At 65.4% G+C, this 26,446-nt stretch carries 22 protein-coding genes and 2 riboswitches; of the genes, 8 read left to right on the forward strand and 14 right to left on the reverse strand.

Annotated features, from left to right (window positions below):
* Positions 1-38: 38 nt before the first annotated feature.
* The 6 genes from JOE69_RS07160 to JOE69_RS07185 form a co-directional block, all read right to left on the reverse strand.
* Positions 39-1,040, reverse strand: coding sequence for a HoxN/HupN/NixA family nickel/cobalt transporter (locus JOE69_RS07160; protein ID WP_309797326.1), 1,002 nt, complete (start codon positions 1,038-1,040; stop codon positions 39-41).
* A gap of 157 nt (positions 1,041-1,197) precedes the next feature.
* Positions 1,198-3,954: a magnesium-translocating P-type ATPase gene (gene mgtA / locus JOE69_RS07165; protein WP_309797328.1), complete on the reverse strand. Its 2,757-nt coding sequence runs from the start codon at positions 3,952-3,954 to the stop codon at positions 1,198-1,200.
* 43 nt (positions 3,955-3,997) lie between these two features.
* Positions 3,998-5,179, reverse strand: coding sequence for a magnesium transporter MgtE N-terminal domain-containing protein (locus JOE69_RS07170; protein WP_309797330.1), 1,182 nt, complete (start codon positions 5,177-5,179; stop codon positions 3,998-4,000).
* 65 nt (positions 5,180-5,244) lie between these two features.
* Positions 5,245-6,900, reverse strand: coding sequence for an Nramp family divalent metal transporter (locus JOE69_RS07175; RefSeq protein ID WP_309797332.1), 1,656 nt, complete (start codon positions 6,898-6,900; stop codon positions 5,245-5,247).
* A gap of 296 nt (positions 6,901-7,196) precedes the next feature.
* A riboswitch (M-box (ykoK) riboswitch) is annotated at positions 7,197-7,371 on the reverse strand.
* A 42-nt stretch (positions 7,372-7,413) separates the two neighbouring features.
* Positions 7,414-8,328 (reverse strand): serine hydrolase, encoded by a 915-nt coding sequence (locus JOE69_RS07180; protein ID WP_309797333.1) that lies wholly within the window; start codon positions 8,326-8,328, stop codon positions 7,414-7,416.
* Positions 8,325-9,221 (reverse strand): LysR family transcriptional regulator, encoded by an 897-nt coding sequence (locus JOE69_RS07185; protein WP_309797335.1) that lies wholly within the window; start codon positions 9,219-9,221, stop codon positions 8,325-8,327. The genes JOE69_RS07180 and JOE69_RS07185 overlap by 4 nt, the downstream gene beginning before the upstream one ends.
* 91 nt (positions 9,222-9,312) lie before the next feature.
* On the opposite strand from JOE69_RS07185, the gene bla reads away from it, so the two are divergent.
* Complete coding sequence (gene bla, locus JOE69_RS07190) at positions 9,313-10,266, forward strand: class A beta-lactamase (protein WP_309797336.1); 954 nt, start codon at positions 9,313-9,315, stop codon at positions 10,264-10,266.
* Between the two features lie 38 nt (positions 10,267-10,304).
* Here the strand turns inward: bla and JOE69_RS07195 are convergent, their stop codons facing one another.
* Positions 10,305-10,880 carry a cupin domain-containing protein gene (locus JOE69_RS07195; RefSeq protein ID WP_296364465.1) on the reverse strand — a complete coding sequence of 192 codons (576 nt, stop codon included), beginning with the start codon at positions 10,878-10,880 and terminating at the stop codon, positions 10,305-10,307.
* 175 nt (positions 10,881-11,055) lie between these two features.
* Here JOE69_RS07195 and JOE69_RS07200 point away from each other — a divergent pair, with 175 nt between their 5' ends.
* From JOE69_RS07200 to JOE69_RS07210, 3 genes are all read left to right on the forward strand, one after another.
* The gene (locus tag JOE69_RS07200; protein ID WP_309797338.1) at positions 11,056-12,603 is read left to right on the forward strand and encodes a sodium:solute symporter family protein; all 1,548 of its coding nucleotides are present in this window, start codon (positions 11,056-11,058) and stop codon (positions 12,601-12,603) included.
* Positions 12,604-12,644: 41 nt separating this feature from the next.
* A riboswitch (SAM riboswitch) is annotated at positions 12,645-12,779 on the forward strand.
* Between the two features lie 14 nt (positions 12,780-12,793).
* The gene (locus JOE69_RS07205; protein WP_309797340.1) at positions 12,794-13,078 is read left to right on the forward strand and encodes a hypothetical protein; all 285 of its coding nucleotides are present in this window, start codon (positions 12,794-12,796) and stop codon (positions 13,076-13,078) included.
* Positions 13,079-13,241: 163 nt separating this feature from the next.
* Entirely contained in the window at positions 13,242-14,369 is a 1,128-nt protein-coding gene (locus JOE69_RS07210) for a VIT1/CCC1 transporter family protein (protein WP_309797342.1), read from the forward strand.
* Between the two features lie 22 nt (positions 14,370-14,391).
* Here JOE69_RS07210 and JOE69_RS07215 read toward each other — a convergent pair whose 3' ends face one another.
* The 3 genes from JOE69_RS07215 to JOE69_RS07225 all read right to left on the reverse strand — a co-directional run bounded on the left by JOE69_RS07215 (position 14,392) and on the right by JOE69_RS07225 (position 17,352).
* Positions 14,392-14,835 (reverse strand): SRPBCC family protein, encoded by a 444-nt coding sequence (locus tag JOE69_RS07215; protein WP_309797344.1) that lies wholly within the window; start codon positions 14,833-14,835, stop codon positions 14,392-14,394.
* Positions 14,836-14,852: 17 nt separating this feature from the next.
* Complete coding sequence (locus tag JOE69_RS07220; protein WP_309801203.1) at positions 14,853-16,763, reverse strand: MDR family MFS transporter; 1,911 nt, start codon at positions 16,761-16,763, stop codon at positions 14,853-14,855.
* 97 nt (positions 16,764-16,860) lie between these two features.
* Entirely contained in the window at positions 16,861-17,352 is a 492-nt protein-coding gene (locus JOE69_RS07225) for a MarR family winged helix-turn-helix transcriptional regulator (RefSeq protein ID WP_309797347.1), read from the reverse strand.
* A gap of 427 nt (positions 17,353-17,779) precedes the next feature.
* Here JOE69_RS07225 and JOE69_RS07230 point away from each other — a divergent pair, with 427 nt between their 5' ends.
* The 4 genes from JOE69_RS07230 (at position 17,780) to JOE69_RS07245 (ending at position 21,609) form a co-directional block, all read left to right on the forward strand.
* Positions 17,780-18,514: a GntR family transcriptional regulator gene (locus tag JOE69_RS07230; protein ID WP_309797349.1), complete on the forward strand. Its 735-nt coding sequence runs from the start codon at positions 17,780-17,782 to the stop codon at positions 18,512-18,514.
* A 3-nt stretch (positions 18,515-18,517) separates the two neighbouring features.
* A complete protein-coding gene (iolB, locus tag JOE69_RS07235) occupies positions 18,518-19,417 on the forward strand; it encodes a 5-deoxy-glucuronate isomerase (RefSeq protein ID WP_309797351.1) in 900 nt (299 codons plus the stop codon).
* Between the two features lie 32 nt (positions 19,418-19,449).
* Positions 19,450-20,046, forward strand: coding sequence for a TetR/AcrR family transcriptional regulator (locus JOE69_RS07240; RefSeq protein ID WP_309797353.1), 597 nt, complete (start codon positions 19,450-19,452; stop codon positions 20,044-20,046).
* Between the two features lie 132 nt (positions 20,047-20,178).
* Entirely contained in the window at positions 20,179-21,609 is a 1,431-nt protein-coding gene (locus JOE69_RS07245; protein WP_309797355.1) for a leucine-rich repeat domain-containing protein, read from the forward strand.
* Positions 21,610-21,729: 120 nt separating this feature from the next.
* Here JOE69_RS07245 and JOE69_RS07250 read toward each other — a convergent pair whose 3' ends face one another.
* From JOE69_RS07250 to JOE69_RS07265, 4 genes are read right to left on the reverse strand one after another with little or no spacing between them, the layout of a single operon-like run.
* The gene (locus tag JOE69_RS07250; RefSeq protein ID WP_309797357.1) at positions 21,730-22,695 is read right to left on the reverse strand and encodes a Gfo/Idh/MocA family protein; all 966 of its coding nucleotides are present in this window, start codon (positions 22,693-22,695) and stop codon (positions 21,730-21,732) included.
* Positions 22,696-22,723: 28 nt separating this feature from the next.
* A complete protein-coding gene (locus JOE69_RS07255; protein WP_309797360.1) occupies positions 22,724-23,635 on the reverse strand; it encodes a sugar phosphate isomerase/epimerase family protein in 912 nt (303 codons plus the stop codon).
* Complete coding sequence (gene iolD / locus JOE69_RS07260) at positions 23,632-25,560, reverse strand: 3D-(3,5/4)-trihydroxycyclohexane-1,2-dione acylhydrolase (decyclizing) (protein WP_309797362.1); 1,929 nt, start codon at positions 25,558-25,560, stop codon at positions 23,632-23,634. Before iolD ends, JOE69_RS07255 begins: the two co-directional genes overlap by 4 nt.
* Positions 25,557-26,444, reverse strand: a complete 888-nt coding sequence (locus JOE69_RS07265; protein ID WP_309797364.1) for a Cgl0159 family (beta/alpha)8-fold protein — start codon at positions 26,442-26,444, stop codon at positions 25,557-25,559. Before JOE69_RS07265 ends, iolD begins: the two co-directional genes overlap by 4 nt.
* Between the last annotated feature and the right edge of the window lie 2 nt (positions 26,445-26,446).

Consider the following 26,446-nt stretch of genomic DNA (forward strand, 5'->3'; position numbering starts at 1 on the left):
AGTCGAGACCGCCATCGGTGCGGTCTGACGAAATCGGCTCAGGCGTAGGAGCTGCGGGGCGTCCTCCGGCTCATGACGAGGCTGGCAGCCCAGAGGGCCAGCATTAGGCCCACGACGGCGAAGCCGAACCAGCTCAGATCCAATCCGGCCAGCAGCGCGAGCGGGCCGCTCTGGATCGCCAGCCAGTCGACCAGCACCGAGCTGAGCGCAACGCTGCCCACCAGGAAAGCCACCGCAATCGAGACGCTGATCAGCACGATGTTGTACGAAGCCCGGCGGCCGGGCCGATCAACCGTCCACTGATAAGCCCGCGACATCGCGATGCTGTTCAACCCGTCGCAGCAGACCATGCCCGCGGTGAACAACAGCGGGAACACCATCGCGGCAAACCACGGCATCACGATCCCGGCGCCACCGGCCAGCAGCATCAGGGTGATCGAGGACGCGGTGTCGAAGCCCAGGCCGAAGAGCAGGCCGACGACGTACATCTTCCAGGGCCGATCGATGGTCCGGCCGAATTTCGCGATCAACCGGTACATCAGTCCGCCGGAAAAGCCCTCGTTCTGCTCACCGGCCCGCAGTCTGCGCAGCACTCCGATCAGGGCGACCAGGTTGACCGCCGCGATCAGCAGCAGGAAGCTACCGGAGACCGCCGGACCCCAGACTCCGGTGAAGCCGGCGAGCGCGGAATCTTCGTCTCCGATCTGGCCGATCAGTCCGGAGACGCCGAAGCTGACCAGTCCGACAGCGGCCAAAACCACCGTGGAGTGGCCCAGCGCAAACCACAAACCGACCGCGGAGGCGTTTCTGCCTTCGCCGATGAGCTTGCGGGTGGCATTGTCGATCGCCGCAATATGGTCGGCGTCGAAAGCGTGCCGCATACCCAGGCCGAAAGCTGTGAGCGCAACACCTAAGCCCAGCGCCGTATCACCGGCCCGGTAGTTTCCCGGCAACACCACGGCGACGAACAATCCCCAGGACACCAGCAGCAAGGTCACTCCGGTGAGCAGGACGGTTGCCGTCGATCCAATTCCTCGCATGGCCGGCCTTTCGTTGCAGCATCGTCTTGAGCAGCAATGCTAGGCAACGGATGTTTCCACCATGTGTCGATGACGCTCAAATACCCCCGTCGAGTGGGCAGGTCTGCAGGTCAAACCAGGGTTTTGACCTGCAGACCTGCCCACTCGCTGGCTCGGCTCACAGCCACCGGCCGTAGCGCCGGATGAACAGCACTTTGATGCCTTGGGTCAGCAGGCAGTACGCCGCCAAGGTGCCGATCAGCCACGGGAAGTAGGTCCAGGGCAAAGCCACCAGGCCCAACGACTGGCCGAATCCGCTGAACGGCAGCACCAGGGCGAAAACACAGGCAGCACCGGTCAGCAGCAACACCGGCCACGATGCCCGGGACTGTACGAACGGGATCTTCCCGGTGCGGATCATGTGCACGATCAAGGTCTGCGAAATCAACGATTCGATGAACCAGCCGGACTGGAACAGTGCCGCTTGGTCCGGCGAATTGGCACCGAAAACGAACCACATCAGCGCGAAAGTGCTCAGGTCGAACACCGAGGAAATCGGGCCGATGGTGACCATGAACCGGGCCAGCCCCTTGGTTTCCCATTTCTGCGGCTTGGCCAGGTACTCCTTGTCCACCTTGTCCCAGGGCAGCGAAAGCATCGAGAGGTCGTACACCAAGTTCTGCAGCAGCACCACCACCGGGATCATCGGGATGAACGGCAGCAGCGCGGAAGCCACCAGCACCGAGAACATATTGCCGAAGTTCGAGCTCGCGGTCATCTTGATGTACTTGATGATGTTCCCGAAGGTGCGCCGGCCCTCCTGGATTCCGGCCTCGAGCACCATCAAGTCCTTCTGCAGCAGGATGATGTCCGCGGATTCCCGCGCGATGTCCACCGCGGTGTCCACCGAGATTCCGACGTCGGCGGCACGCAAGGCGGCGGCATCGTTGATCCCGTCGCCCATGAAGCCGACGGTATGCCCGTTGGCTTGCAGCTGTTCCACGATCCGGGCCTTCTGCATCGGGTTCACTTTCGCGAACACCGCGGTGCCTTCCACCGCCTCGGCGAGCTGTGCGTCGTCGAGCGCTTCGATCTCGCTGCCGGTCAGCAGCGAACCGGGCGCATCGGTCTCGATGCCGACTTGCCGGCACACGGTCCGGGCGACCAGCTCGTTGTCCCCGGTGATCACTTTCACCGCGGTACCGTGCCGGCGCAGGGCCTCGATCGCCGAAGCGGCGGAAGCTTTGGGCGGGTCGAGGAAGGACAGGAACCCGAGCAGGGTCATCTCTTTCTCATCGGCCACCGAATAATCCTCGCGGTGCGAGCCGGGCGCGGTCGCCAGCGCCAGGACCCGCATTCCCTCCGCGTTCTGGGCCGCGACCAGCTCGGCGAGTTCCGCCCGCCGGTCCGGCGTCAGCGGATGCGGGTGGCCTTTGACCAGCACGCTGCTGCACACGTCCAGGACTTCCTCCACCGCACCCTTGGTGATCATCAGGGGCGCGGTTCCGCCCTCGAGCACCACGGTCATCCGGCGCCGCGAGAAGTCGAACGGGACTTCATCGATCAACCGGTAAGCACCGTCCATTTCGGCCAGGATCTCCGGCCCGGCAGCATCCAGCACCGCCCGGTCCAGCAGATTGCGCAGACCGGTTTGGAACCGGGCGTTGGCCGCAGCCATCCGGAGCACCCGCAGGCTCGACGTCCCGTGCACGTCGAGGTGCCGTTCCAACACGATCCGGTCCTCGGTCAGCGTCCCGGTCTTGTCGGTGCAGAGCACATCCATCGCGCCGAGGTTCTGGATCGCGTTAAGCCGCTTCACGATGACCTGGTGTTTGGACATCTTCACCGCGCCCCGGGCGAGGTTCGCGGTGACGATCATCGGCAGCATTTCCGGCGTCAGGCCCACGGCGGTCACCAGACCGAAGAGGAACGCGCTGGTCCAGTCCTTGGTCAACCCGTTGATCAGGAACACCAGCGGCACCATGACCAGCATGAACTTGACCAGCAGGAAACTGACCTTTTTCACGCCTTGGTCGAAGCTGGTCTCCGGCCGCTTCCCGGCCAGTTGCGCGCTCATCGCGCCGAAGTAGGTTTCGGACCCGGTGTGCACCACGACCGCGGTGCCGCTTCCGGAGATCACCGAGGTGCCCATGAAGCCCAGACTGTCCGCCGACAGCAAATTGCTCGCGGTGATCTCCTGGGCGGTGACCGGGGACTTCTCATTCGGCAGCGATTCGCCGGTGAGCATGCCTTCATTGATCTGCAGGTCTTTGGTGCGCAGGAACCGCACATCGGCCGGGATCATGTCACCGGCCGCCAGTTCCACGATGTCCCCCGGGACGACGTCCTCGATCGGGATCTCCCGGGTCACCGGATCGCCGAAGTCGTTCTGCCGGGTCACCGCGGTGGTGGTCTGCACCATCGATTGCAGGGCTTGCGCGGCCTTGCCGGAACGGTATTCCTGCCAGAACCGCATGCCCACCGAAACCAGCACCATGACGCCGAGGGTGACCACGCCCTTGAATGAAGGGCCCTCTTCCGGATCTGCGAACACGATGTCGGTCAACGCCATCACCACGGCGAGGAAGCACAGGATCAAGACGAAGGGGTTGTTGAATGCGGACAGCAGCTGCAGCCAAGCCGGCTCGGGACGGTCATGGTTGACTTCGTTGCGGCCGTAGCGTTCCTGCCGGACTTGGACCTTGAGCTGGTCCAGGCCGCGCATCCCGCTGCCCAGCCGCTCCAGCAGCTGTTCCGGCGGTTTGACTGCGGCGACTGCCATCGATTCGGCCCGTTCCGCCAGCTTGGCATTCAGCCGGGCGTTCTGCCGGGCGCTTTTGGCGAGTGCGCGGCGGTTCTTCGCGGGGGTCCGGCTTTGCCCCGGCGGGTTCGACGGACCCGGCGGAGTCAAGGTCCTGGGCGAGGTGTTCTGCATGTCGGTCTCCTGGAAATCGTGATTCGGGCTGGGATGCGGCCGCTCAGCGGGCGGCCAGGGCGGTGCTGTGCGCAACCGCGAGTGCGTCGTCCACGGTGACCACACCGAGGATCCGGCGCTCCTCGTCGACGACCGGCAGCAGCAACAGGTTGTGGTCTGCCATGGTGCGGCAGAGCTCCTCGGCCTCGGCGTCGGCCGGCACCGACACCGGGTAGGGCTCGGCAGCATGCAGCAGCAACGTCTCCGCTGGCAGCCGCAAGGCCGCGACCAGGCCCAGGACCGCGACCAGCCGGTCCTCGCGGTCCACGCTGTACAGGCTCAAACTGGCTTCCGGTTGCTGTTGCTCCGCATGCTGCACCGCGGAAATCGCTACGCCCACGGTCGTATCGGCGGGAAACTGGAGAAAGTCGGGCACCATCATCCCGCCGGCCGTGGTCGGGTTGTACTTGAGCAGCCGGGTGATCTGCACCCGCTGGCTGGGCGGAATCTGGGCGAGCACTTCGGCGCGGCGATCTTGGGCGAGTTCCATCAGCGCATCGGCGGCATCGTCCGGCTGCATCCGGGCGAGCAACCCGGCGACTTCGGAGTCCGCACGGAGCGCGAACAGGCTGTGCTGTTCGTCCCGGTGCAGTTCCTCGAAGACGTCGGCCTCCAGTTCCGGATCGGAACTCACCCAAGCGGTCAGGTCCGCTTGTTCCGGCCCGGAAGCCTGCTCGATCAAATCCGCCAGCTGCGCGGCTTTCAGCCGGGCCAGACGGTCCCGGTCCCGGGACGGCGAGCCACCCGGGAACCCCACCAGCGGTTCGAAGTCCCGCCAATCGCGCAAGGCGTGCGGTTGCGTCCCACGGTCCCACCAACTGGTTTTGCGCGTGTCCAGGCCGACGGCCGCCCAGCCCTCCGCGGTCCGAGCGAGGTCTACGTCGTACACCCGAACCAACTCCGCCTGTTCGACGTCGATCGCCCGGCAGCCGAGCACATCGGCCCGCAGCAGTACTTCGCCGAGCCGGCGTTGGAAGGGCCGCAGATCCACGGTCGCGGCAACCAGGGCCAAGCCCTCCGCATTGACATCCAGGATCTGGTCGATCGGCAGGAACACCGTTCCGGAGCCCAGCCGCAGCACGATCCCGGACAGCCGCGGATAGTCCTGTGCGGTCAGGTGCACGATCACGTCGGCCAGCACGCCGACCGGGCGGCCGTCCTTGGTGATGACCGGTTTTTTCAACATGTTCGAAAGCAGCATGGTTTTCTCTCTCTGTGAGATTCGGCTTCTCCGCGGTTCCTGGCCAGAGCTCAGGAACCGCCCAAGGCCAGTTGCACGACGCGGACGACGACCAGCACCATGGCCAGCACCAGGTAGCCGCGGAGCACGCTGAGCCCGATCCGGTTGCCGGCCGAGAGCTTCGGCTTGGCCAGCAGCGCCAGCGGCGGCATCCGCCAGGTGTTCCGCTGGGCGAATTCGGCCTGGCGCTCCTGCACCACGGCTTCGCTCAACGGGGTCTTTTTGCGCACCACGAACCAGACCAGACCGCCGATCGCGGTGATCGCCGAGCCGCCGAGCAGGATTCCGATGATGATCGCTTCGGGCAGATCCGGGAAGAGCACGCCCACGGTGAGCACGAGCGAAAGCATGACCAGCACCGCGATCACGATCACCGTGAAGACGTTCATCAGCTTCCGGTTGACCCACGGCCCGAGCACTTCCCGGTCGTTGCACAGCAGCAGCAGGAAGACCGTGGCCGAGGGCAACAGCACACCGGCCAGGACTTGGACGCCGACCGTGAGCAGGCCCAAGGGGCTGCCCGGGATCAGCACGATGGCCGCAGCGCCCACCAGGATTCCGGCGAACACCGCGTAGAACCCTTTGGCCTCGGAGGGCTTGCGGTGCAGCGAATGCTTCAAGCCCAGCACGTCGCCGAGGGCGTAGGAGGTGGACAGCCCGACGGCGGCCGCACCGATGATCGAGGCGTCGATCAGGGCGATCGCGAAGAGCACCCCGAAGACTTCGCCGGCCTTCGCTTCCAGGCCCTGCGCCACGCCTAGCACATCGGTGAAATTCCCGAATCCCTCAGTTCCGGCGAACGTCGCTGCGGCGAAGGACATCATCGCGGCAGCGCCGACGATCACGATCACGATGCCCACCCACAGGTCCACCTTGCTGTACTTCAGGAACCGCGGGGTGATCCGCTTGTCGATCAGGTAGCTCTGTTGGAAGAACAACTGCCAGGGCGCCACCGTGGTGCCCACGATGCCGATGATCAGCAGCATCACGGTGGACAGGTCGGAACCGGCGGGCAGCCCCGGGATGAAGAAATCGCGGGCGATCTGGCCGATCGGCGGATGCACTGCGAGCACGATCGGAATCAGCAGCAGCGAACCCAGCACCAGAATCAGGCAGGCCCGCTCGAAGCGCCGGAACGAGCCGGTGCTCGCCGCGATGATGATCACGATGGTCGCGATGATCACCCCCGGGATCTGCGGCACGCCGAGGTAGCTCAAGCCCAGGCTGATCCCGATGAATTCGGTGACGATGGTCAGCGCGTTGAGCAGGAAGAGGTCGATCACACTGAACGCCCCCCAGAACTTCCCGAACCGCTCCAGGATCAGCCTGGCGTGGCCGACGCCGGTCACCGCGCCCAGCCGGAGCACCATCTCCTGGTTGACGTAGAGCACCGGGATCAGGAGCAGCAGGGTCCACAGCAATGCGGTCCCGTAGTTCTGGCCGGCTTCGGTGTAGGTGCTGAATGCGCCGGCATCGTTGTCCCCGACCATCACGATCAGGCCGGGGCCCACGATTGCGATCAGGGTCTTCAGCCGGGCCTTGAGCGTGCCCCGCGGGGCATTGTCATTGACGGAAATGGTTCCGAGGGCGCCTTTGATGTCTCCGGTGTGGGCCGAATCGAGGACGGCCGAATTGGCAGTTTGATTGGTGCTGGTATCGAGGGTCATGATTCCTGAGTTTCTTCCCTGTTTTGGGCAGGGGTCATCGAGGTGCGGTGTTTGGGGCGCGTCGAAGCGCAACCGAGGGCTGCTGGGCAGCGGTCGGCGAAGGGTGTTCTAAGGCTCGGGGTCAAGTCCCGCGCGCAGTGCAGCGAAACGCGTTGCGGTCAGCGAATCGATTGATCGGGCGCGGGACAGGGTTGATGACCAGAACTCATGGTTCAACTCCCGTCTTCCAGCGCGGCGCGGAGTTCATCGCGGCATTCAAAACCGCAGAACAAGAGAGGTTCGGCATTTTGCCGATGATTGCCCCTCCTCGTCAGACCTTTGGCACTTCGCGTCGTGACCCTGCGGAATCCGCTGGGAGCCAATCGGGATCACCCCTTAGGCCGGGGTGGTCTGTCCTGATCCGGGGCGTCTCTCGACGTTTGGGATCGCTGGCTTGTGTCCGCGAAGGAGCCTCAGCTATCGAGTGGCACCTTGCTTACCCAGGGTAACTCTCGATCCTGGCATTGGCAAACCTCAGCCGTGCGCCCGCAAATGATCGTAGAGTTCCCGGGCTGCCAGTCCGAGTGCCTGCTCGGCGAGCGGCTGCACATAGGCCGGCACCGACGACTCGCTGAGCACCACGACGATGAAGCCGGGGTGGCCTTCCGGAGTCGCGATCCCGACTTCATGCCGCAGGTTCAGGAAGGTCCCGGTCTTCGAACTCCAGAGCGTGGCATCGGATTCGAAATGCGGCGCCAGGCGGCGCCGCAGCGCATTGTCTTCCAACAGTTCCATCAGCTGCCGGCCCACCGCCCCGGAATCCGCCCGGATCCGCTGCAGGAGGTTCGCCAGCGACCTGGCCGAACCGGCATTGGCCTGATGCACGTCCAGTTGCTTGATCACGTGCCCTTGCCCGTTGGTGCCGCTGTTGATCGCCAGCTCGAGTGCCAGCCCGGGCTGTTCGGCGTCGAGCACGTCGGCGACCGTGCGCTGGAGTTCGGTGAGCGTATGCCGGACCACCACGTCGGCAACGCCGTAGTTCAGGAGCACCTGATTGATCCGCGCCGGCGGGCAGCGCTCGAAGAGAAGTTCCGCGGCGGTGTTATCGCTGGTGGTGACCGCGAGGAAGGCCAGGTCCGGCAGCGTGATCCAGGCCGGTCCGCGGAACCGCGACAGCCCGGTCGGGCCGTCCAGCCGGCACCGCGGATCACACTGCACCAACTCCGCCGGGTCCAGCCGCCCGTGTTCGATGTCATACAGCACGGCGAGCGCGAGCGGGAGTTTCACCACCGAAGCCAAAGGGAACTTGCGTTCGGTATCGATGCCCAGTTCGGCCCCGGTGGCCAAATCCCGGACCAGCACCCCGGCGGCCAAGCCGGCAGTGCGCAAATGCTCCTTGGCCCGCAGCACCGCGGCGGTGCCGCTCCTCTGCAATTGTTCCGTGCTCATCGGGCAACCGCCAGCCCGGCGGTCGCAGCCGACATGCCCAAGGCCAGGCCCATGGTCCGGCTGAATTCAGCGGCCCCGGTGAGTTCCAACACCGGTTCCCGGGCGGTGACCCGCAGAAACCGATGCAGCTCCAGATCGCCGAGCGGCCGCCAGAACAGGCCGTGCCGCTCGGCTTCCTCCTCGGTGCACAGCAGCAAAGAACCGGCAAAGCTGACCGGAGCGATCCACTCGGTGAAGTGCGTGGCAATCCGCAGCTGCCGCCGGGTCAAGGCTGCGCGGTCCCCGGCCCGGCGCAGCGGGTCCCGGATCGCCGGCACATCGTCGATGGGCTGCACCCAGAGCGCAGCCGAGCGGTCGGCCGCCGGGAAGGTGCGCAGCGAGTCCAAGAAAAACCGCCCGGTCCCCGCGTCCGGCTGGCCGGCCACGCCGAGCCGAGCAGCCCATTGCGCTTCCCCTGCTGGCCCGGCTTCCACCAGCAGATCCACCTCCAGGCTCCGGAAGGCATGCGTCCCGCGATAGACGTCGCAACGGCAGATCCTGATCTGGAAGCCGAGTCGATGCGCGGTCGCGACGACCGAACTCAGATCCGCGAGTTCGCAGTGCTCGGGAACGCAGAGCCGGACCGGGCGGGAGCGCTGTTCGGCTGCCTGCAGGGACAGTTCATCGGCCAGTTCGCAAAGCTGCCGGGCTTTGCCCAACATCGCCGAACCCAGCGGAGTCAAACTGAGATTCCGGGTGGAGCGGTGGAACAGGGCGCCGCCCAGGCTGCGCTCCAAAGCGGCGATCCGGCGGCTGACCACCGGTTGGACGAGGCCCAGCGCTTCGGCCGCAGCAGTAAATGAACCACGGTCGTTGACCTCGACGAAGCACCGGCAGCCGGACAACAGATCCACGGTCCGAGACTAGCCAATATATGCACATTCGACATCAATCTGACTGATTTGTTCTTTGAAAACATGAAATCGGGTCCCGCAGGCTGGAGCCATGGACACACCGAACCGCATAGTCACCGATTCCACCATGCCCGCCCGGCTGTTCAGCCGGCGCAGCGGCCTGCTCGCCGGGCTGGGCCTGCTCGGCACTGCCGCACTCTCCGGATGCAGCCCGCAGCCACTGGCTACCGGCGCCTCGGCGTCGATCAGCCCCGGCATCTGGTCCGGCAAGCTGGCCGAGTTGGAACAAGACCTCGGCGTCGCCTTGAGCGTATGCGCATTCGCCAAAGGCGGGAGCACGCTCGGCTACCGCGCCGAAGAACCGTTCGCCATGTGCTCGACGTTCAAAACGATCCTGGTCGCCGCACTGATCGACAAGTACGCGCACTCCGAAGGCTATTGGGAGACCGAGGTGCCAGTCGATCCGGCGAAACTGCTCGACTATGCGCCGATTGCGAAAAAGTTCGCCGGCCGCAGCATGACCATCACCCAGCTGTGCGACGCCACCGCACGGTACAGCGACAACACCACGGCGAACCTGTTGATCGAGCAGCTCGGCGGAACCTCAGCCGTCACCGCCTTCGCCGCGGCAAAGGGCGCCCCGAACACCCGTTTGGACCGCATCGAACCGGAGATGAGCGAGGCCAAACCAGGCGATGACCGGGATACTTCGACCGCCAAAGACCTCGCTGGAATCTACAACTCGCTGCTCTTGGGCAACGGGCTCGATCTCACCGGCCAAGCCATGCTGCGTTCCTGGATGCTGCGCAACACCACGTCCGCACAGAAGATGCGTGCCGCGATCCCGAAGGACGCCGAGTTGGCGGACAAGACCGGCTCCGGCGGCTATGGCGCCATGAACGACGTCGGCGTCATCTTCCGGAAGGGCAAACCGCCGGTCACGCTGGCGATCTTAAGCCGGGGCGTCAACGCCGCTCCGGACACCGATGGGAATGCGGAGGCGATCGTCAAGGCGACCGAGGTGACCCTCACCGCGCTCGGCTGAGCCGGCCGGTTGCGGCCGGTCAAGCCGGGGCGTCGGGTTCAGCGCGAGGCTGCCGGGGCCAGGATCCAGAGCACCCGAACCGGCTTGGCCGAGTGGTTGGTCCAGGAATGCGGCTCGTGGCCCGGGAAGGAGAGCGTGTCGCCGCTGCGCAGATCGTAGCTGTCGTTGCTGAACCGCAGGGTCAGCTCGCCTTCGATGATGTGCAGCACGTCGACCTCGCAGTCGACCGTGTACAGCTCGTCCTCGCCTTTGCCATACGGCTCGATTTCGGCGTGCAGCACCTGCAACCGGCGCTCGGAACGTTCGGTCAGCAGCCGCTCCACGATGCCGACGCCGCCGAGCGAGACCTTGGGCGCTTCACCGGCCCGGACCAGATGCGTGCTGGGCACGGTGAACAAATCGCCGATCGAGATCGACAGCACCTGGCACAGGACCAGCAACGAAGCAACCGACGGCGAGGTCAGATCCCGTTCGACCCGGCTCAGGAAGCCTTTGGTCAGGCCGCTCGCCTCAGCGACCTGTTCAATCGTGAAACGCTGCGCTTGGCGGGCGGCCCGGATCCGTGAGCCGATCTGCACCGGGCCCGCGTTCGGCTCCACTGGCAATGCCTTCATCGCGTCGTCCCTCCGTTGTCTTTGGTACCGTCCAGTCTGCGTCCACTACACTCGAAGCATCCTACGGCGCGCGTAACGTTTGACTGTAAGCCGGATCACACAATAGCCTACCAAGCAACATTAGTTTTCTATCAGGCAATTTCATTGCTGCTTGATCACTTCGCTAGGGGCCCGCATGGACGCGCAGAACATCGTCAACATCGCCATTGTGGTCGCGTACTTGCTGGGCATGCTGTTGTTCGGCTTCTGGGGTAAAAGCCGCACCAAGAACAACGCCGACTTCCTGGTCGCTGGCCGCCGCCTGGGTCCGCTGCTCTACACCGGGACCATGGCCGCCGTCGTGCTCGGCGGCGCATCCACCGTGGGCGGCGTGGGCCTGGGTTACAGCAAGGGCATCTCCGGCCTCTGGCTGGTGGTCGCGATCGGCGTCGGCGTGCTGCTGCTCAGCCTGGCATTCGCCGGAACCATCCAGAAACTGAAGATCTACACGGTCTCCCAAATGCTGAGCCTGCGCTACGGGCACAAGGCCACCCAAACCTCCTCGATCGTGATGCTGGCCTACACCCTGATGCTCTGCGCCACCTCGACCAGCGCCTACGCCACGGTCTTCGTGGTGCTCTTCGGTTGGGAGCGCTGGGCCGCGATCGCGGTCGGCGGCGCGATCGTGCTGGTCTATTCGACCATCGGCGGCATGTGGTCGATCACCCTCGCCGACATGGCGCAATTCGTGATCAAGACGCTCGGCGTTTTCGGCCTGATGCTGCCCTTCGCCCTGTCCGCGGCCAACCAGCAGGGCGGCTTCGATTCGATCCGGGACCGGGTCAAGGAGAGCTTCTTCCAACTCGACGGCATCGGCGTGCAGACCATCATCACCTATTTCGTGGTCTACACGCTCGGCCTGCTGATCGGCCAGGACATCTGGCAGCGTGTGTTCACCGCGAAATCGCCCGCCGTCGCCCGCTGGGGCGGCACCACCGCGGGCATCTACTGCATCCTGTACGGCGTGGCCGGCGCGCTGATCGGCATGGCCGCCCGGGTGGCCCTGCCGGACATCGACATCGCAGCCGGCGGCAAGGACGCGGTCTACGCCGAGGTTGCCTCCAACTTGTTGCCGATCGGGCTGGGCGGGCTGGTCCTTGCCGCCGCCGTGGCCGCCATGATGTCCACCGCCTCCGGTGCACTCATCGCGGCCGCCACCGTGGCCCGGGCCGATGTGCTGCCCTTCGTGGCCAGCTGGTTCGGCAAGCGGGTCACTACCGAAGATTCAGCCAATCCCGAGCACGACGTCCGGGCGAACCGGTTCTGGGTGCTGGGCCTGGGCGTGCTCGCGATCGTGATCGCAGTTCTGGTCAAGGACGTGGTCTCCGCCTTGACCATCGCCTACGACATCCTGGTCGGCGGGCTGCTCGTGGCGATCATCGGCGGCCTGGCCTGGAAGCGCGGCACCGGAGTGGCTGCCGCCGCCTCGATGGCGGTGGGAGCCGTGGTGACCATCGTGCTGCTGGTGCTCTTCGCCACCGGTGCGATCCCCAGCGAGGACGGCATCTACGCAAATGAGCCGATCTACTTCGGCCTGGGCGCTTCGCTGCTGGTCTACATCGTGGTCTCTTTGGCCACGCCACGCACCCCGGAACCGGTGATCCGGGCCTGGAATCTGCGCTTGGAGGGCGCGGTCGCCAAACCGGAAGCCGTCGCCGCGACGACCGGGAAAAACCCGGCGTAATATTGCGCGCTGCAGCGCGGCGCGGGTCTAAGGTGAAAGTGCTTCATGAGATGCGGTCGTCCTGCCCGGCAGGCAAAGCTCCGACTGGCCGCACGCCAACCCCATGTTCAAGGGTGGCTCGGATGACGAAGCGACCCGGCGGGCCGCGAGACAAACCCGGCGGGTAAGAGCACCTCCGAAAGGCACGCCGGTGTCTGGTTTCCGCGTCGTCCTCCCCGCCGTCGAGGTCAATCTCGGCACCGTCGCGTTCCTGCACGACGGCGAATGGCGCAGTTTCTGGGTCGCCGAACCGGCGGCGCTGCTCAGCGCGCTGGCCAATCCGGTGCAGCCGAGCCGCTGGCATCCGGAGCAATCGACGCTCACGGTCACGGTCGCTAGGACCGGGTGCCGGGCGGGCGAAGAACGGGTTTTCCCGCTCTGCGGCGAAGCCCCCGAGCTGAGCACGGTTTCGGATAGCCGCTCGCACTTCGGATAGCCTGCTGCGCGACAAAGCGCTAGCCAAATGTCAGGTCGCTATCTGGAAGCCCCGGCAGCAGGTCCAACCGAGGTTGAGGCACGCCGAAGCTTGCGGCTGAGGAATCCCAGCCGATTCTCCCGGCCGATAACGGCTAAAGTGAGGGCTGACCCGAGGAGAGAACGTGTCTGCACACCCAGCCCAACCCAGCCCCGGACCAGCAGCCGAGCCGGAACCCACTCCGGCCCAAATCCGCCGCTGGCAGACCTACCTGGCCGACGAGCGGGCCGAAGCCGCGGTCTACCGGGCGCTGGCCACCAAACGCGAAGGCGAAGAACGGGACATCCTGCTGGCCCTCGCCGAAGCGGAAAAACGCCATGAAGCGCATTGGCTCCGGCTTCTCGGCGAGCACGCCGGAAAAACCCGCAAGGCATCGCTGAACAGCCGGATGCTGGGGTTCCTGGCCCGGCACCTCGGCTCGGTCTTCGTGCTCGCCCTGGCGCAACGTTCCGAATCGCATTCGCCGTACTCGAAGGACTTGGACGCGACCGCGACCATGGCCGCCGACGAGGCCATCCACGAAGAAGTGGTCCGCGGTCTGGCGACCCGTGGCCGCAATCGCCTGTCCGGCACTTTCCGGGCCGCCGTCTTCGGCGCCAATGACGGCCTGGTCAGCAATCTCTCCCTCGTGATGGGCATGGCCGGAGCCGGGGTCGAAACCCATCTGGTGCTGCTGTCCGGCATTGCCGGGCTGCTGGCCGGTGCGCTCTCCATGGGAGCCGGCGAATACGTCTCGGTCCGCTCGCAACGCGAGCTGCTCGACGCTTCACGGCCGACCCGGATCACGCTGACTGCGGCCAAGGCACTGGACATCAACGCCAATGAACTGGTCTTGGTCTACCGGGCCCGCGGGATGAGCCAGGCCGAAGCCGAGCACCGTGCGGCCGAACGGATGGGCACCTTCGATTGCGATTGCAATCCGAGTTTCTCACTGCAGCCCGACGACGAGTCGGAAGCGCCCGCCCACGAAACCATCGGCACCGCGTTCGGTGCCGCGTCGTCGAGCTTCTGTTTCTTCGCCTCCGGAGCGATCATCCCGGTTCTGCCGTACATCTTCGGGTTGAGCGGCTTCACCGCGATCATCGTCTCGGCGGTCTTGGTCGGCCTGGCATTGTTGGCCACCGGCGCCGTCGTCGGCCTGCTCTCCGGTGCACCGCCGCTGGCCCGTGGGTTGCGCCAGCTGCTGATCGGGTACAGCGCGGCGGTCGCGACGTACCTCCTGGGGCTGCTGTTCGGCACGGTGACCGGATAGCCGCGGTGCGGCCCGGCTGGATTCAGTCGGCCGGGCTGAAGTGCGCTGCCAGGTTCTCCAGGGTGCGTTCGATGTTCGCCGGGTTGCGCCGGGTGAACCCGGTGATCCGCAAGCCCAGCCGGCCCCGCATCCGGTGGGCATCCCATTCTTCGGTCACCAGGGTGCCGCCGTCGGCCGGTTCCAGGATGTAACGCCAGACGTGGCCGTAGAAATGCCGCCAGCCCAAGCGTCGCCCCTCTTCGAACTCGACCACGTAGTTCATGATTTTGTAGGGTGCGCCGATTTTCATGTCCATGCCGAACTTCGCGCCCGCGCTGAGCCGCTCCGGCCCGTTGGGCTGGACCCCGGTCACGGTATCCGAGCCGTCGATCAGCGGGTGCATCGCCGGGGTCGCCAGCAGTTCGAAAATCTGTTCCGGCGGCGCCGGGACGAATCGGGTGCGCGAGATGAAATACGGATCAGCCATGGCCGAAGCTTACCGGTTCAATCTGCTGGCCCGCCCGGTGCTGCGCGGCTGGCCAGATAATGCGCCGCCGCTTCCTGGATCCGGCGTTCCTGCTGCAACCGTTCCTGGAGTTCGCGGAGCTCGTGCGCCGCCTGGGATTGGGCTGCCGCCAAGCGCTGCTGTTCGCCGGCGATCATCTGGACCTCGGCCATCGCACTGCTCAGTTGGAGCTGCTGTTCGGCCAGCAGCCGCTGCGTCTGCGCCATCAGCTCAGCCGGAGTGCGCTCCGCCGTCGTGGCGGTCAGCAATCCCGGGGCCGGCAGCGGACGCGCAACTCCGGCTTCCCCGGAACGGCCGGGCAGCTGGGCCGGTGCAGCATTCACCCCTGAGTTGAGCACCTCGGCGAACTCGCGGTCGATGTCGTCCTGCTGGTTCGGGAGCTGCGGATCGTCCTGTAGTTCCACGGTCCGGCGCAGGGCGCGCTCTTTGATGAACAGCACGGAAATCAACGCGGCCACCGCGATGATCGCCGAGATCGTGAAAATCAGCGACGTGGCATCGCCGTAGGCGGCTCGGATGACCTCGCGGATCGGGGCCGGCAGGTCCACCAGATCGAGATTGCCGCCGGATTGCTGCGCCGAGGCGGGGACCCCGAGCTTGCTCAGTCCGTCGCTGGACAAACTGCTGACCCGGTTGGCCAGAACCGCACCGAGCACCGAGACCCCGACGGCGCCGCCGAAGGACCGGAAGAACGCCACCGAAGAACTCGCCGAACCGATGTCTTCGGCCCGCACCGTGTTCTGCACCGCCAGGACCAGATTCTGCAGCATCAGCCCCAGGCCCAGGCCGACAATGAAGATGAAGATCCCAACCAAGGTCAGATCCGTGGTGTGGTCGATGGTCCCGGCCAGGCCCAGTCCGCCGATCAGCAGCACGCCCCCGCTGACCAGGAACCGCTTCCATTTGCCGAAGCGGCTGATCAACTGGCCGGAAACCACCGAGCCGATCAGGTTCCCGCCGATCAACGGGAGCATGAGCAAGCCTGCCTCAGTGGGCGTCGCACCGCGGGAAATCTGGAAGTACTGGCCCAGGAACGTGGACGAACCGAACATCGCAACACCGACGGCGACCGAGGCCGCGATGGCCAATGCGGTGGTGCGCTGGGTGACGATCTTGAGCGGGATGATCGGCTGGCTGACCTTGGACTCGACGAAGAGCATCACGACCAGGAGCAGCACTCCCCCACCGGCCATCAAGGCGCTCTGCCACGACCACCAGTCGTAGTATCCGGCCTTGCCGGCGAAGGAGATCCAGATCAGGATCAGCGAGACGCCAGCGGTCAGCAGGATCGAACCGGCCCAGTCGATCTTCGCCGCCCGACGCACGTGCACCAGCTTGAGCGTCTTCTGCAACAGGACCAAGGCGATCACGGCAAGCGGCACGCAGATGTAGAAGGTCCAGCGCCAACCGAGCGTGCTGTCCACGATGAACCCGCCCAGCAGCGGCCCGCCTGCCGTGCCCACCGCCATCACGGCGCCCATGTAGCCCGAGTACCGGCCACGCTCCCGGGGCGCGATCATGGTGCCGATGATCGCCTGGGCCAGTGCGGTCAATCCGCCCAGGGCCACGCCTTGGACCACCCGGGCGGCGAGCAGCATCGGGATGCTCTGGCTCAGTCCGGCCAGCACGGATCCGACGACGAAGATCACGATGCTCAGCTGCACCAGGAGCTTCTTGTTGAACAAGTCGGCCAGCTTGCCCCAAATCGGGGTGGTGGCCGCGTTGGCCAGAAGCGCCGCAGTGACCACCCAGGCGAAATCGGTCTGCGTGCCCTTCAAATCGGACATGATGGTGGGCAAAGCATTGGCCACGATCGTGCTGCTCAAAATCGCCGTGAAGAACGCGGCCAGCAAACCGGTCAATGCTTCCATGATCTGGCGGTGCGTCATCTGCGCCGAGTCGGCCGGCGCCGCCTGGCCCGCTTTCGGAAGAATCCCGACGGACGCCGGCGCGGCCTCCGCTGAATGGTTCGCCACGTGACGGCTCCTAATCTGTGTGCATGGGGATCCCGCGGGCGGCCTTTCGAGCAGCCTTCGCGCGGATTGAATGGTCAAAAGTCGAAGCAAGTTTTTCCAGCAACGAAGCGGCCTGGGCCGCTTCGTCTTCCGCCCAGCCGGCGAGCGCCTCGGCGATCACCGCGGCCCGGCGCGCCTGGGCGACGCCGAGTTCCTCCCGGCCGCGGCCCGAAAGCGTGATCAATTGCGCCCGTCCGTCGTCCGGATCAGGACGCCGCTCCACCAGGCCGACCGCGTGCAGGTCGGAAACTTGCCGACTCAGCACCGAGGCGCCGACGCCGAGTTGTTCGGCCAGATCCGATCCGCGGGCTTCGCCGGCTTCACTGATCATCCGCAGTACCCCGATCAGCGCAATCCCTTGGTCCGCAGGTGTCACATGGGCTGCCGAGACGCAACGCACGGCCCGCTGGAAATCCACGATCCGGTTGACCAGGCGCTCCGCGGTTTCCGGTTCGACCGACACGCGACCCTCCAAATACTTGCTTGCTTAAGGCAACCATATCTTAATAAACATGCTTCGGTCAACTAAATATTCTACTGCCCGGCGCGGCCATTCCCCACAGCCTCCTGCGGCTCCGGCAACGCCGCGACCGGCAGCCGCGGGGATCCGGCCGGATCCCCGGCATCGCCAGCACGGGAGCCGCGAATTTCCCGCCAATCACCCGGCCGGCCCAAGTCCAGGCCTGGTTCGGCGCATTGGGCGTGATCCCAGCCAGAGCGCAGCCGACCTCCCCGCTGCCGGCACCCGCTCCTCCCCGGACGGGCTCCGCCTTCCACAGGCTCAAAGCTATTGATTCGGTTCTCCGATTACGCTGCGACCATTTGTCATCTTGTCCTGACAATAGGACTGCTTCTTGCTAGGCTCGGGAAGAACCCGCCAAGGAGGTCCCGTGCCGCTGAACATCCCGATCGACCGGTCGTCGCCGATCCCGCTCTACCACCAGGTGGTCCAGGGCATCGAAGCCGCCGTGGAATCCGGCGCCCTGGTCGCTGGCAGCAAGTTGGACAACGAGATCGAACTCGCAGCCCAGCTCAAACTGTCCCGCCCGACCATGCGCAAAGCGATGGACGAACTGGTCCGGGCCGGATTGCTGGTCCGCAAACGCGGCGTGGGTACGCAAGTGGTGTCCCGACAGGTGCGCCGACCGTTGGAACTTTCCAGCCTGTACGACGATTTGCTCCGCAACGGCAGCAAGCCGGCCACCCAGGTCATCGACTTCGCGCATCTGGAAGCCCCGGAAGCGGTGTCGCAGCAGCTCGGATTGCTGCCCGGCGCACAGGCCTACCATTTCAGCCGGCTGCGCAAAGTCGGCCGGAAACCGCTCGCGTTGATGGAGAACTGGGTTCGGGACGACCTCACCGCGCTGGACCCGGCGATATTGAAGGCTCAGGGCCTGTACGCGGTATTGCGCGCCGCGGGAGTGAATTTCTCCTTGGCCCATCAGCGGATCGGCGCAGCCGTGGCCAACGAATACCAGGCGGCGCAGCTGGACACCGAGGTGGGTTCCGCTCTGGTCACCATGGAACGCACTGCGGTCGACGACACCGGCCGGGCGATCGAGACCGGCCACCACGTGTACCGGGCCGACTCCTACAGTTTCGAACTCACCCTGGTGCAAAGGTAAAACATGGCTGACTGGATATACCCCCGCGGCACCGCGGCGCACCGCGAATGGGAGCTTTCCCTTGGCGCCTTCGACTCGAAGCTTCCGGCCGCCGGCTGGCAGCACACCGGACTGAAAATCTGCACGCTCGAAGCCGGGGACGCGGTGCAGATCCCCGGTGCTGCCGAGGAACGCCTGGTCATCCCGCTCAGCGGCTCGTTCAGCGTCCGGCTGGCCGGCGACGAGGGCCTGGAACAGTTCGAGCTGGCCGGGCGCGAATCGGTGTTCCTTGGTCGCAGCGATGTGGTCTACGCCGGGATCTGGACCACGCTCACCGTCGGTTCCGACGGCGGCGGCCGGGTCGCCATCGCCAGCGCGCCGGCGTCGGCGTCGTTCCCGGCACGCCGGATCGGCGCCGAGGAGATCCCGGTGGAACTGCGCGGAGCCGGGAACTGCTCACGGCAGGTGCACAATTTCGGCACCCCGGCGGTGCTGGATGCGGATCGCTTCATCGTCTGCGAAGTGCTCACCCCGGCGGGGAATTGGTCCTCCTACCCGCCGCACAAGCACGACCTCGAAGGCGAGCACGAGAGCGCCCTGGAAGAGATCTACTACTTCGAAACCCGGCCGACTGCGGGCGCCCCGGAGCAGGCCGACGCGGTCGGCTACCAGCGGGTGTACGCCTCCGACGAGCGGCCGATCGAGGTCACCGCCGAGGTCCGCAGCGGCGATGCGGTCCTGGTGCCCTACGGTTGGCACGGCCCCGCGATGGCCGCACCGGGCTACGACTTGTACTACTTGAACGTGATGGCCGGCCCCGGGCCGGTGCGCCAGTGGCTGATCAGCGACGATCCGCACCACGGCTGGGTGCGCGCCACCTGGGATGCCCAGCAGATCGATCCACGCTTGCCGTTCGGCGGCTAGCGGTCCCCGATCTTCGATTAGGCTTCATCATTGTGGGGAAGAAGATGGTGCAAAGCCGGGCGTGGGCGAAACAGCAGCTCATTTTGAATGCGGCACTCGAGGTGCTCTACACCGGGGGGCCTTCGGCCATCACCTATCGCGCAGTGGCCGGCAAAGCCGGGATCCCGGTCTCCGGAGTTTCCTACTACTTCCCCACCTTGGTCGAATTGGTACAAGCTGCTTTCGCCCATTATTTCACTCTCTTAGTCTCGAAGATCACCGGAAACATCTTGTCCGGCATGGGCGAGAGCCGCGATCTGAAACTTTTGGCGCGCCTCTTCACCGATGAAATCTTTGCCCGCGACAAGCCCTCGCTGCTCCCGCTCTACGAAACTCTGCTCATGGCTGCCCGGCACCCCGAGCTCTATTCCGCCGCGACGGACGCGATAGCACAACTTCCGCGGGCCGTGACTGCAGGCCTGAACAGCATGGAGGTGCCGGAAAGCGAGGTCTTGGGCCCCGCGATCATCGCCATCATCGACGGATTCAGCATCCGCGGAATCCAACCCGGAAACCACACCCCTTGGAACCGGGAAGCCTTCCAGCGGAGTCTGGAGTTCCTTTTCCTGGGCGCACTCTCCGGACGCTGAGTCCGACTGCGGGCGAGCGGCAAATCGCCCGTAACTTTTTGTACACCCGTACAACTTTTGCTAGAATCTTCGCTGGGGGGACAATAATCATTGCCTCAAACTGCAATCAACTCTTGAAAGGGTCGTCACAGCATGAGGCGAATACGGATCATCAGCACCATCGTCGGGACACTGGCCTTGGCTGCAGCCAGCTTGGCCGCCGCAGCACCGGCGCAAGCCGCTGAAATCGCGATTCCGGATGCAAATCTGAAGTCCTGCATCAACGAGCGACTGGGACAGCAGCCAAACGACCCAATCACCGACGCCCAAGCCCAAAGCATCACCTCGATGTCCTGCTTCCAGCGCGGGATCTCCAGCCTCGAAGGAATCAGTGCGCTGAGCAACCTCGAGTGGTTTGAAGTAGGCGTCAACAACATCTCCGACACAGCCCCGTTGAGCGGGCTGGGCAAGCTCAACGACCTCTTCATGAACAGCAATCGGATCTCCGATCTGACCCCGCTGGCCAGCCTGAAGACCTTGACTCAGCTCCAAGTGAGCGGCAACCAGATCAGTGACGTGACACCGATCAGTGTGCTGAGCAATCTGAAGTTCCTTTCCTTGGCCAGCAACCAGATCACGAACTTGGCCCCACTGGCCCAGTTGACCCAGCTCGACACCCTGTGGTTGCACCAGAACAAGATCAGCGATGTGGCACCGGTGGCCGGTTTGCCGTTGCTGCAGCGCTTGCTGCTCACCGGCAACGCGATTTCCGACGTATCCTCGCTAGGCCCCATGGCGAACCGGATCGCGAACGCCCCGGACCAGTACCTCACGGTGACCGACCAAACGGTCAGTCTTGAGAACATTCTGACTGACGTGAGCCAAAGCAATCCCTTGCGGGGGTTCAATGGCGAAGTCATTGCGCCCGCACCGGGAGCCGTTCCGGTGACTTTCGCGGCTAACGGGGAATCCTGGACGTACAGCGCACCGGGCTACAGCGTCATGTCGTTCACCCGAGCGAAGACCCACGATGCCGCAGTCACTTTTTCGGGGCGTATTGGCCAGAGCGTTCTCCCCGCCCGCCCGACCCTGAAAAACGACTTCGCCACCACCCGGCTCGAGACACCGGTGACCGTCGACGTACTTGCCAATGACGGAGCTCCCGGTGAAAGCCCGCTGGTTCCCTCCACCCTTGAAGTACTGGACGCCGACGAGTACCCGATCGACGTCTTGGTCACCCCGCAAGGGAGCTATCAGGTGGTCGATGGCAAAGTCCTGTTCACACCGGCCAAGGGCTTCACCGGCACTGCCCCCGCGGTGCTCTACCAGGTATTCAACGAAATAGGCGGCTTCAGCAACGCTTCGCTGACGGTCACCGTGACCGCTGAAGATCCAGGCACCCCGGTCGACCCGACTCCGGGAACCGGCTTGCCGGGCACTGGGGCACCGGCTCCGGCGGAACGGCTGGCCAACACCGGAACCGGTGCTGAACCGTTCCTCGGCCTGGCCGGCCTGCTGCTGCTCGGCGGCGGGGCACTGGCAGCAGCCAGCCGGCTGCGCCGCAAGCCCCGCCGGTCCCGCTGATCGACGGCGGCTGAACCCTCCGACTCAGCCCCACTCGCGCGGGATCGGGAGCGGATTCTGGATCGGGATCGGGTTTTGGAGCGGGTTCGGAGCCGAGCGGGTTCGGGATCGCTGGACCGGTCAGCGGTACAGTTCCGGCTTGGTCTCGAGGACGACGGCGGTTCGCTCCCCGGTGCGCTGAGCCGCGACTCCCGCTTCGCAACAGGCCGCGGTGGCGTATCCGTCCCAGGCATTCGGCCCGCCGATCCGGCCCTGCAATGCGGCATCGACCCAGGATTGCACTTCCGCATCATAGGCGGCTTCGAACCGCTCGATGAAACTCGGCGTGACTTCGCCGGATCCGATGTTCTGCACACCGTTTTCGAAGACCGCCTGCGTTGCCACTTCATAGCCGTACCGGGCGTTGACGAAGATTTCCACGTCGGCCAAGATCCCGGATTCGGTTTCGATCAGCACCTGCTGCGGATCCTTGATCCCCTCCGGAGCCAGGCTGGACCGTTTGCCCTTGCGCACTTGCACCGAACTGATTTCTTCGCCGGTCAGAAAGCGGATCGCATCGAATTCGTGCACCACGGAATCATTGATCAGCATCGCCTCGGTGAAACCGGCGAGGGTGTCCGGATTCCGATGCACGCAATGCAAGATCAGCAGGCCGCCCGCGGCACCGCCTTCGATCTCGGCTTTCAACGCCTGGTAGCCGGCATCGAACTGGCGCATGAATCCCACCTGGATCCGTTGCCGGCCCAGCGCCGCCTCGGCTTGGACCACTTTCCAGGCCGAGGCCGCATCCGGCGTCATCGGCTTTTCGCAGAGGATCGGCAGATCCCGCTCCAACGCCCGGTACAGCGCCGCCTCGTGCAGGAATCCCGGGGTGGCAATCAGCACCGCGTTCACCCCGTCGACCTCCAGTGCGGCCTCGAGCGACGCCACCGCCACCGCACCGACCGGCTCCGCGACCGCAGCGGCACGATCCAGATCGATGTCCACGACGACGGCGACGCTCGCGCGCTCCGTGACCTCGTGCAGTCGCCGGACGTGATCGGCCCCCATCCGTCCGGCACCGACAACAGCTACCTTCAAACTCATCGACCGGTCCTCCAATGCATCTGGCCTTTCAAACGATCCGGGTCCGGGACCCGCAAGCGAGCAAATAGTCTTTGGTGCGCCCGGCGATGGGCATCGGCTTGCTGAAATCGCAGGGGTACATGTCCTGCTCCACCACTCCGAAGATCGGCCGCTGGAGTTTTTCCACCGCATCGATCACCTCGCCGAGGTCCGGCAGCCCGGACGGCGGCTCGGTCATCACGCCGGCCAGATTCGCCGCGGCCCAGGTCAGGTCCTGTTCCCGCACGGCGGCCAGGACCGCCGGATCGATTTGTTTCAGATGCAGGTAGCCGATCCGTTCGGGATACTTTTCGATCAGTTCCAGGCTGGACGCGCCGCCGTATTCGGCGTGCCCGGTATCCAGGCAGAGCGTCACCAGCGCGGGATCGGTGTGTTGCAACAACCTCTCGATGTCCGGTTGCGCGCAGACGTGCGAATCGGCATGCGAATGGAACTGCTGCTGCAGGCCGTACTCCTCGCTGAGCACCTTGCCGAGCCGATTGTGACCGTCGAAGAGGTCCTGCCATTGCCGGTCGGAAAGCTCGCCGCTCTCCACGGCCTCGCCGGTGACGTCGTCGCGCCACATCGCCGGAATCACCACAATGTGCTCGCCGCCCATCGCCGCGGTCAATTCGGCCACCCTGCGGGCCGGCTGCCAGGCGGTTTCCCATTCCGCCACTCCGCGGTGGAACGCGGTGAACACGGTTCCGGCGGTGATTCTCAAATCCCGCTGCGCCAATTCGTCGGCCAATCGGGCCGGATCGGTGGGCAGATAACCGTAGGGACCCAACTCGATCCACTTGTAGCCCGACTCGGCGACTTCGTCGAGGAACCGCGGCCAAGGCGTCTGCAGCGGGTCATCGGCGAACCAGACGCCCCAGGAATCGGGCGCGGTGCCGATGGTCAAAGCATTTTCGATCACGGTTTCCTTTCCGTCCCGCCCAACAGCGGCCGTTGCTTGTGCTTGTTTTCCAAGTAGGCCCGGTAAGCCTTCTTGGTGCTTTCCAACTCCGATTCGGCCGCGACCGGAACATCCCACCAGGACTCCGAACCGGGCGCGTCCAGCAAAGGATCGGCCTCGATCTGGATCAGCACCGGGCCGCCGGTTTCAGGCAATTCCTTGGCTTCGGCGATCGCTGCCGCCAATTCGGCCAGCCCCGGGGCCTTGAGCACCCGGACGCCGAGCGAAGCGGCATTCGCGGCCAGGTCGACCGGCAGCACCGGCCCGTCGTCGAAGCTGTGCGCGGCCTGGTCCAAGGCCCGGTATTTGGTCCCGAAACGCTGCGAACCGAGCGATTCCGACAAGGCCCCGATCGAGGCGTAGCCGTGATTCTGGATCAGGACCACGATCAGTTTGATGCCCTCGGCGACGGCGGTGACCAGCTCGGTGTGCATCATCAGGTACGAACCGTCGCCGACCATGACCACGACGTCGCGCGGTTCCCCCGCGGCGAGCACCGCACGCTTAACGCCCAGACCGCCGGCAATCTCATAGCCCATGCAGGAGTAGGCGTACTCCACGTGGTAGCCGAAAGGATCGCGGACTCGCCACATTTTGTGCAGATCTCCGGGCAAGGACCCCGCTGCGCAAACCAGCACGTCCTGGTCCGCCAGCGCCGCATTGACCGTGCCGACGATCGCGTTCTGGCTGTTTCCACTGGTCGGCCGTTCATCGAAAGCACGCTCCACGATGACGTTCCAGCGTTGCTTCTGCCGATCGGTCTCGGCCAGTTGCCCGGGATCCACCCGGAATCCGGCCAACGCTTCGCGGAGTGCGACGAGCGCCTTCCGGGCATCGGCGACGATCGGCAGCGGACTGCCCAGTTTGTAGGCGTCGAAGGCTGCGACATTGATGTTGACGAACCGCACCCGCGGATGTTGGAAAGCAGTCCGGGAAGCCGTGGTGAAGTCTTCATACCGGGTCCCGATGCCGATCACCAGGTCGGCTTGGGCCGCGGCCGCATTGGCCGCCGTCGTGCCGGTCGAGCCGACTGCGCCGACGGATTGCGCATGGTCCCAGGCCAGTACCCCGACGCCGGCTTGGGTATTGGCCACCGGAATCCCGGTCTCCGCAGCGAGGGCAGCCAACTGGTCTTCCGCATAGGCGTACAGCACGCCGCCGCCGGCGATGATCAGTGGGCGCTCCGCCGCGCGGATCAGCCGGGCGGCTTCGGCGATGTCTTCCCGCTCGGCATCCGGACGGCGGATCCGCCACTCCCGTTCCGCCAGGAATTCCAGCGGAACCTCGAACGCTTCGGCCTGGACGTCCTGCGGCAGGCTGATCGTCACGGCACCGGTTTCTGCCGGATCAGTGAGCACTCGGAGTCCGTTCAACATGGCCGATGGCAATTGTTCCGGCCGGGACACCCGATCGAAATACTTAGACACCGGGCGGAAGGCATCGTTGACCGACACGTCGCCGGCGTCGGGCCGTTCCAGTTGCTGCAGCACCGGATCAGCGACTCGGCTGGCGAAAATGTCCGAAGGCAACAGCAAAGCGGGCAACCGGTTGGTGGTGGCCAGAGCGGCACCGGTGACCATATTGGTGGCTCCGGGGCCGATCGACGTGCTCACCGCGAACGTGGCGCGCCGTCGGGTATGCCGGGCATACCCGACCGCTTGGTGGACCTGCGCCTGTTCGTTGCGCCCCTGGTAGTAAGGCATGGTCGCCGGATCGGAAACCTGGGCCTGTTTCAGAGCCTGGCCGATGCCGGCCACATTGCCGTGCCCGAAGATGCCGAACATTCCGGGAATCAGGCGGGCCCGGTATTCTCGGCCGTCGATCCGGTCCACGGTGTATTGGTTGGCCAGAAAGGCCACCAGGGCTTGGCCTACCGTCAGCTTCATCGGCCGGTCTCCTTCTGCAAAAGCGCGGCTGCGGTGGCGACCGCGGCGGCAACGTCGTCATCGGGCGGATAGAGCAGGCTCCGGCCGACGGTCAGCCCTTGGACCCCGGGCAGGGCCAGGGCTTTCTGCCAGCGGGCAAAGGTCTCGTGCTGGTCGCCGTCGGGGTCCCCGCCGAGCAGCACGATGGGCAGCGTGGTCGCCGCGACCACGCGTTCCATCTCGGCCACGACCGGGATCTTGAGCCAGGAGTACGCGCTTGTCGAGCCCAGCCCGGAGGCGATCGCCATCGACTTGATCACGGCGTCGGGGCGCAGGTCATTGCTGATGCTCCGATCCCCGTTGCGGACCGAGATGAAAGGTTCGACCATCGCGATGAGCTGTTCCTCCGCGAGCGCGTCGATGGCCTGGGCGCACGCCTCCAGAGCCTTCGGAGTGTCCGGATCCTGGAAACAGATCCGGGTGAGCATTTTGCCGCCATCCGCGCCGAGCCGCTGCAGCGCGCGGGCCGTGTGCGCAGTGAACCGGTCGTCGATCTCATTGACCAACCCGGCGAGGCCGCCGCGGTTCATCGAACCGAAAACCAGTTTGCCGTCGAGTGCGCCGAGCAGCAGCAAATCGTCCAGGATGTCCGGTGAGGCCAGGACCCCGTCGACGTCGGGGTCGGCGAGCGCGGTCTGCAATCGGTCCAGCAAATCGCCGCGGTCCGCCATCGCGGCCGGGTTCGCCCCGACGGCGAGCGCACCGCGCGCGGGATGGTCTGCCGCGACGATGAAATTCTGCCGGCCGGCCGTGATCCCGGGGTGTTTGCGCCGGGAGCACGCCGCCCGTGATACCGCGGCGGGGTCTTCCAGTCTGATCCGGGTGAGTTCTCGGTAGTCGGCCATGC

This window comes from Arthrobacter russicus, from assembly GCF_031454135.1.
GTDB lineage: Bacteria > Actinomycetota > Actinomycetes > Actinomycetales > Micrococcaceae > Renibacterium > Renibacterium russicum.